Genomic DNA, 6,410 nt, shown 5'->3' on the forward strand with positions numbered 1-6,410 from the left:
AAAGTCTAATGCAGGGTCCTCTGGGGTAGGGAGAGGGTGAGGTGGGCGGCCAGGAAAAGGGCCGCTTCCTTGTCCAGGTACTGGTTGCCGTTGCCGCACTTGGGGGAGAGGACGCACCGGGGGCAACCTTCCTGGCAGGGGCAGGCCTTGAGGAGCTCCAAGGCCGCCTGGATCCACTGGGGGAAGCGGCGGGCCGCCTGGCGGGCGTAGCCCACGCCCCCGGGGTAGCCGTCGTAGATGAAGATGGTGGGGCCGCCGCCCGAGGGCAGGGGCTTAGGGTAGAAGGGGTAGGAAAGCCCCCCAAGGTCCTGCCTTTCCGCCAGGACGAAAAGGGGCAAAAGGCCGATCAAGGTGTGCTCCAGGGCGTGGATGCCCCCGGGGATCCGGTGGGATGGGACCACCAAGGGGGGGTGGAACCAAAGGGCCTCGGTGGGGAAGGTGATCTCCGGCAGATCCAAGGGCACTTCTTCCAGGACGCTTCCCGTGAAGAAGCGCTTCTTGGCATAGGCCACCACCCGCTCCCGCAAGACCACCTGGCCCACCCAGACCCCATGGGCCAAGGCTTCCCCGGAGAGGACTTCCAGATGGGTTTCCGCCCGGGGCTCGGTGTAGTAGTCCTCGAGGGCGGGAAGAAGCCAGATCTCCCGCCTTTGGGGGTCGATGTTCCGCACCAGGTAGCTCTCCCCCCCGTGCAGGTAGACCGCCCCCGGGTGGGCCTCCCAGTAGGCCTGGCGCTCGTCCAGGTAGCCCAGGACCTCCCCATCCGGGCCCCTTAGGGTGAAGGTGGTCCCCAGGCCCCTCAGGGAGATGTCCCGGTGAGGGCGGCGCCTGGGGGTGTAGTAGCGCCCGTCCTTTTCCCTAAGTTGGGCCAAGGCCTCCGGGCAGAGGATCTCCTCCCGCACAAGGGGTTTCTCCCAGGCGGCGGCGTGCAGGTGGAGGGGGCAGAGCACGGGGTTTTGCGGATCCGCCACCGCCACCTCAGGAGGGGTCCTTAGGAGGAGTTCGGGCCGGTGGAGGAAGTACTCGTCCAAGGGGTCCTCCCGGGGGATGTAGACCACCAGGGCCCTCCGCCTCCCCCTTCCCGCCCTGCCCGCCCGCTGCCAGAAGGCGGAGATGGACCCGGGGTACCCCACCAAGGCCACGGCGTCCAGTTCCCCGATGTCCACCCCCAGCTCCAAGGCGCTGGTGGAGACCAGGACCCGCACCTCCCCAGACTTCAAGCCCTCCTCCAGGCGGCGCCTTTCCTTGGCGGTGTAGCCCGCCCGGTAGGGGCGCACCTTGGGGTGGGCGGCGTAGCGGGCGATGAGCTCCGCGCTTTTCCGGGCGTTGGTGAAGATGATTCCCCTTAAACCCCCTTCCGCCAAGGCCCGGGCCAGGTAGGCGGCCTCCAGGAGGGGGCTTCGCCGCCTCTCCCCCTTGGCGTCCAGGGGCTTGGGCAGGAGCACCAAAAGCTCCCGTTCCGAGCGGGCCACCTCCTCCCGGAGCTCCACGAAGGGAAGGCCGGTCAGACCTTCGGCGTGCTCCTTGGCGTTGCCGATGGTGGCGCTGGCGGCGATCACCTGGGGGTTGGCCCCGTAGTGGCGGGCCAGGCGCAGGAGGCGGAAGAGGACCAGGGCCACGTGGGTGCCGAAGACCCCTCGGTAGGCGTGGAGCTCGTCCAGCACCAGGTAGCGGAGCCGGGAAAGGAAGGGGGCCCACTCCCCGTGCCGGGGCAGGAGGCCGAAGTGGAGCATATCGGGGTTGCTGAGGAGGACCATGCCCTCTTGGCGAGCCTTCCGCCTAAGGTCGGCGCGCGTGTCCCCATCGTAGGGATAAACCCCTTGGACCCCCAAGGCCTCGGCCATGGCCCTGAGGCGCCGCAGTTGGTCGTGGGCCAGGGCCTTGGTGGGGAAGAGGAGGAGGCTGGTCCCTCCCTCCAGGGCGGCCTTGAGCACCGGGGCCTGGAAGACCAGGCTCTTACCGGCGGCGGTGGAGTAGGCCATGACCACGTTGTTCCCTTCCTCCACCCTAAGGAGGGCCTCCTTCTGGTGGGCGAAGGGTTTCAGGCCCAAGGCCTCGAGGACCCCGGCGAAGGCCCCCCGGTAGGGGACGGTCTTGGGGGGACTGGGGGGAAGGGTGCGGGCGAAGACGATCCGCCCTTGGAACTCCGGGTCGGCCTCCAGCCAGTCCCGGTAGCTTTCCCACCCCCTTAAGGCCTCGGGCAGCACCCTTCCATTATGGCTTTTGCGGCCTGCGCCTAGAGTTCCTTGACCCAGACCTCGTGGATCACGGGATGGCCGTGGTAGGGGGCCCAGAAGGGGCTGGCCTGCTTGGCGTAGAGGCGGAAGCCCAGGCTCCCGTAGAGCTTCCGGGCGGCGGCGTTGGCCCGGGTGGTGGAAAGCTGCACCCCTTTTACCCCGCTTTTCTTTAGGCAATCCAGAAAATCCCTAAGGAGGGCCTTTCCCAGGCCTTTCCCCTGGGCCTTGGGATCCACGGCGATGTGGAGGTGGGCGGGGTAAAGGCTCTTGGGGGCCTTAGGGCCTGGGAAGAGGAGGAGCCTCAGGAGGTAGCGGAGGTGGGGAAGAGGTGGTCCGTAACAGCCTAGCAGAAGCTTGAGGAGAAGGACCGGTATGCGGGGAAGGAGGTAAAGGGTGAGGGCGAGGTGGGAACAGGCGCCCAGGATGTAGCCCAGGATCTCCCCTTCTTCCTCCGCCACCCGGGAGCAGCATCCCCGCCTCAGGTAAGGGGCTACGAAGAGCTCCCCCCAAAGCTCCTGGCTGGGGAAGACCAAAGGGCCTTCCCGCCCCAGGAGGAGGGTCCGGTGGGAAAGCCGGGCGATGGCGGGGAGGTCTTTTTCCTCGGCGAGGCGAAGGAGGGCCACAGGACCACTTTAGTCTGTACAATGCCCCTTGTGCGCCGCCTGGCTCCCTGGCAGTGGCTCCTCTTCCTTTTGGCCCTCTACCTGGTTTTGGCGGAGGCCTTAAGGCTTTGGCTGGGCCTCCTCTGGGCGGAGCGGGTGGGGCTCATCCTGGCGGCCCTGGGGGTTTGGGCCTTCATCAACGGGAGGTTCATCTTCGCCTACTACCACGCCCTTACCACCTCCCTCCGGGTGCGGAGGCTTCCTCCCTATCCGCAACCCCAGCCGGGGGAGCACCTCCTCCTCCTGGCCCCCCACCCGGACGACGAGGTGCTGGCGGCGGCGGGTCTGATGCGCCGCACCCTCCTAAGGGGAGGGCGGGTGAGCGTGGTCTACCTCACCTCGGGGGATGCCTTTGACCTGGCTGCGGGAAGCCCTCTGCCCTCCAAGGAGGCCATGCGCCGGCTGGCCTTAAGGCGCATGGTGGAGGCCTGGCGGGGCCTCGAGGTCCTGGGCCTTCCCCGGGATAACGCCTATTTCCTGGGGTTTCCCGACCAAGGGCTTTTCGCCCTCTTCACCTCCCACTACTACCTGCCCTACGAAAGCCCCTACACCGGGCTTAAGGCGGTGGCCTACCCCGGGTGTTACCGCCTGGGGCTTCCCTACACGGGCAAGGCCCTGGAGGCCACCTTGGTGGAGCTTTTGGCCAGCCTTAAGCCCACCCGCATCCTCCTGCCAAGCCCCCTGGACGCCCACCGGGACCACCAGGCGGCGGCCTACTTGGGCATGCAGGCGGCGGCTTCCTTGGGAATGGAGGACCGGCTGGAGTACTACCTCATCCACGGGGGGTACCAGTACCCCCTGCCCAAAGGGCTCCATCCCCGGCTTCCCCTCTACCCGCCCCCTAGGGGAAGGGGCCTCCCTTGGCGCCGCTTTCCCCTGGGCGAGGAGGAGGTGAGGCTTAAGGAAAAGGCCATCCGGGCCCACCGAAGCCAGATGCGGCTATTGGGCCGCTTTCTCCTGGCTTTCGTGCGGCAGAACGAACTCTTTAGCCCCCTGCCCATCCCGGCGCGGGAGGCCCTAGCCCCGGAGGAGGAGGGGTGGGCCGTCCTCGAGGGGCGGGAGGTCCTTTAGGCTTTCCAGGCCGAATACCTCCAGGAAGCGCTCCGTGGTGCCATAGAGCTTGGGCCGGCCCGGGGCTTCCTTCTCGCCCACCACCCGGATGAGCCCCCGTTCCAAGAGACTGTCCAGGACTCCCTCCACGCTTTTGCCCCGCATGGCCTCCAACTCCGCCCGGGCCACGGGCTGGTGGTAGGCGATGAGGGCCAGGACCTCCAGGGCCGCCTTGGAAAGCCGAGGCGGGCTGGGCTTGAGGACCTTTTCCACGGCCCCTAGAACTCCCTCGTGCACCACCAGCCGCCAGCCTCCCGCCACCCGTTCCAGGGCCACCCCTAGGCCTCCCTCCTCGAGTTCCGCCTCCAAGGCCCGAAGCGCCCTCAAAAGCCCCTCCTCCGGATGGCCCAAGGCCTTTAGTTCCCGTAAGGACACGGGCCTGCCCGCAGCGAAGAGGACCGCTAGAAGCTCGGCCTTTAGGCTAGGCATCTTGCAGGTAAGGCCAAAGGGCCTCCTGGGGAATGGACCCTTCCCTGAGGACCTCCCCCGTGCGCAGGTCCACCACGCTGGAGGCTAGGCCCTTCGCCTCCCCGGGGAAGACATAGTCCACGGCGAAGGCCCGGGCCTCGGCCTCTGTGCGGACCGGGGGTTCTCCGCTTTTGTTGAGGCTGGTGGCGGCGGCGTACCCGCCCACTTGGCGGAGGAGCTCCCTAAGAAGCCCGTGGTCCGGCATCCTGAGCCCCACGGAGCCATCCCGGCTGATCCAAGGGGGAATGTTTCGCCCCGGCACCACCACGGTGAGCCCGCCAGGCCAGAAGGCCTCCACCAGGCGCAGGAACTTCCCCTTAAGAGGCCCCAGGTCCGCCAGGCCCAAGGCGCTTTCCAGATCCGCCACCAGTACCTGCAAGGGCTTTTCCTCCCCCCGTCCCTTCAGGGCGTAGATGCGCCGGCAGGCGGCCTCATCCTCCATCCGGGCCAGCACCCCCCAGACGGTGTCGGTGGGAAAGGCCACCAGGCCCCCGCCCTTGAGGGTCTCCGCCGCTTCCTGGACCTTCTGGTATACTTCTACCATGCCGGTCTACCAGTATAAGGCCCGCGACCGCCAGGGCCGCCTGGTGGAGGCCACCATTGAGGCCGAGGACCTGCGCACCGCCGCCAGGCTCCTTAGGGACCGGGGTCTTTTTGTGGCCGAGATCAAGGAGCCGGGAAGGGGCCTGCAGGCGGAGGTGCGCCTTCCCGCTTTGGAGAGGGGGCCTGGGCTAAAGGACCTGGCCATCTTTTCCCGGCAGCTGGCCACCATGCTGGGGGCGGGCCTCACCCTTCTCCAGTCCCTTTCCATTCTGGAAAGGCAGACGGAGAACAAGAAGTTCCGGGAGATCATCAAGAAGGTCCGCACCGACATAGAAGGCGGCATGGCCTTCTCCGACGCCCTGGCCAAGCATAAGCTCTTCTCCCGGCTTTACGTGAACCTGGTGCGGGCTGGGGAGACCTCGGGCGGTTTGGACGTGATCCTGGACCGCTTGGCTACCTTCCTGGAGAAGGACCTGGAGCTGAGGGGCAAGATCCGTAGTGCCATGACCTACCCCACCATCGTCTTCGTCTTTGCCGTGGGCGTGGCCTACTTCCTCCTCACCGGCATCGTGCCCCAGTTTGCCCAGATCCTCACGGATTTGGGCTCGGAGCTCCCCCTCCTCACCCGCTTCCTCATCGCCCTTTCGGACTTCCTCCGGGCGGCCACCCTGCCCCTTTTGCTGTTGGCCGTGGTCCTTTTCTTCGTCTACCGCTGGTACTATGGCACCCCCCAGGGGCGGAAGGCCATTGACCGCGTGAAGCTTCGGGTGCCCGTCTTCGGCAACCTAAACCGCAAGACGGCGGTGGCCCGTTTTTCCCGCACCCTGGCCCTCCTCCTTTCCAGCGGGGTGAACATCGTGGAGTCCTTGGACATCACCAAGGGAACCGCGGGCAATAGCGTGGTGGAGGAGATCGTGGACATGGCTAAGCTCAAGGTGCAACAAGGGGAACCCTTGAACCTTACCCTGGCCCAGCACCCCTTCGTCTTTCCGCCCATGGTGAGCTCCATGGTGGCCATCGGCGAGGAAACAGGGGCCTTGGATACCCTGCTTTCCAAGATCGCCGACTTCTACGAGCGGGAGGTGGACGAGGCGGTGGCCAGCCTCACCGCGGCCATTGAGCCCCTCATGATCATCTTCCTGGGGGTGATCGTGGGCATGATCGTGGCGGGGATGTTCCTGCCCCTCTTCAAGATCATCGGCACCCTTTCCGCGCAATAAGCTTCTCGGCCACCTCCGGGGGAACCGGCATAACGGAAAGCCGGTTCCCCTTCCTCACCAGGGGGTGGTCTTGGGGAAAGCAGGCCTTGAGCTGGGCCAGGGGGATGAGGGGCCAGGCCTCGAGGAAGGCCACCTCCACCGTGTACCAGCGGGGCTTTTCCCGGGTGGCC

At 66.7% G+C, this 6,410-nt stretch carries 7 protein-coding genes; 2 read left to right on the top strand and 5 right to left on the bottom strand.

Annotated features, from left to right (window positions below):
• Window positions 1-5: 5 nt before the first annotated feature.
• Together Q0693_RS06030 and Q0693_RS06035 are read right to left on the bottom strand one after the other, a co-directional pair.
• A complete protein-coding gene (locus Q0693_RS06030; protein WP_298629968.1) occupies window positions 6-2,207 on the bottom strand; it encodes a DEAD/DEAH box helicase in 2,202 nt (733 codons plus the stop codon).
• Window positions 2,208-2,236: 29 nt separating this feature from the next.
• Window positions 2,237-2,860: a GNAT family N-acetyltransferase gene (locus tag Q0693_RS06035; protein WP_298629970.1), complete on the bottom strand. Its 624-nt coding sequence runs from the start codon at window positions 2,858-2,860 to the stop codon at window positions 2,237-2,239.
• Window positions 2,861-2,890: 30 nt separating this feature from the next.
• On the opposite strand from Q0693_RS06035, the gene Q0693_RS06040 reads away from it, so the two are divergent.
• Window positions 2,891-3,970 carry a PIG-L family deacetylase gene (locus Q0693_RS06040; RefSeq protein WP_298629972.1) on the top strand — a complete coding sequence of 360 codons (1,080 nt, stop codon included), beginning with the start codon at window positions 2,891-2,893 and terminating at the stop codon, window positions 3,968-3,970.
• Here the strand turns inward: Q0693_RS06040 and scpB are convergent.
• Both scpB and Q0693_RS06050 read right to left on the bottom strand, forming a co-directional pair.
• Window positions 3,917-4,438 carry an SMC-Scp complex subunit ScpB gene (scpB, locus tag Q0693_RS06045; RefSeq protein ID WP_298629974.1) on the bottom strand — a complete coding sequence of 174 codons (522 nt, stop codon included), beginning with the start codon at window positions 4,436-4,438 and terminating at the stop codon, window positions 3,917-3,919. The two genes, Q0693_RS06040 and scpB, sit on opposite strands and share 54 nt — an antisense overlap.
• The gene (locus Q0693_RS06050) at window positions 4,431-5,021 is read right to left on the bottom strand and encodes an L-threonylcarbamoyladenylate synthase (protein WP_298629976.1); all 591 of its coding nucleotides are present in this window, start codon (window positions 5,019-5,021) and stop codon (window positions 4,431-4,433) included. The genes scpB and Q0693_RS06050 overlap by 8 nt, the downstream gene beginning before the upstream one ends.
• Between Q0693_RS06050 and Q0693_RS06055 the strand changes: the two genes are divergently transcribed.
• Window positions 5,020-6,240, top strand: coding sequence for a type II secretion system F family protein (locus tag Q0693_RS06055; RefSeq protein ID WP_243030161.1), 1,221 nt, complete (start codon window positions 5,020-5,022; stop codon window positions 6,238-6,240). The two genes, Q0693_RS06050 and Q0693_RS06055, sit on opposite strands and share 2 nt — an antisense overlap.
• Here the strand turns inward: Q0693_RS06055 and Q0693_RS06060 are convergent.
• The coding region (locus tag Q0693_RS06060; RefSeq protein ID WP_298629979.1) for an EVE domain-containing protein at window positions 6,215-6,410 on the bottom strand (196 nt) is incomplete at its 5' end. The two genes, Q0693_RS06055 and Q0693_RS06060, sit on opposite strands and share 26 nt — an antisense overlap.

Origin of the sequence: uncultured Thermus sp. (assembly GCF_938010445.1) — a bacterium.
Lineage (GTDB): Bacteria > Deinococcota > Deinococci > Deinococcales > Thermaceae > Thermus > Thermus altitudinis.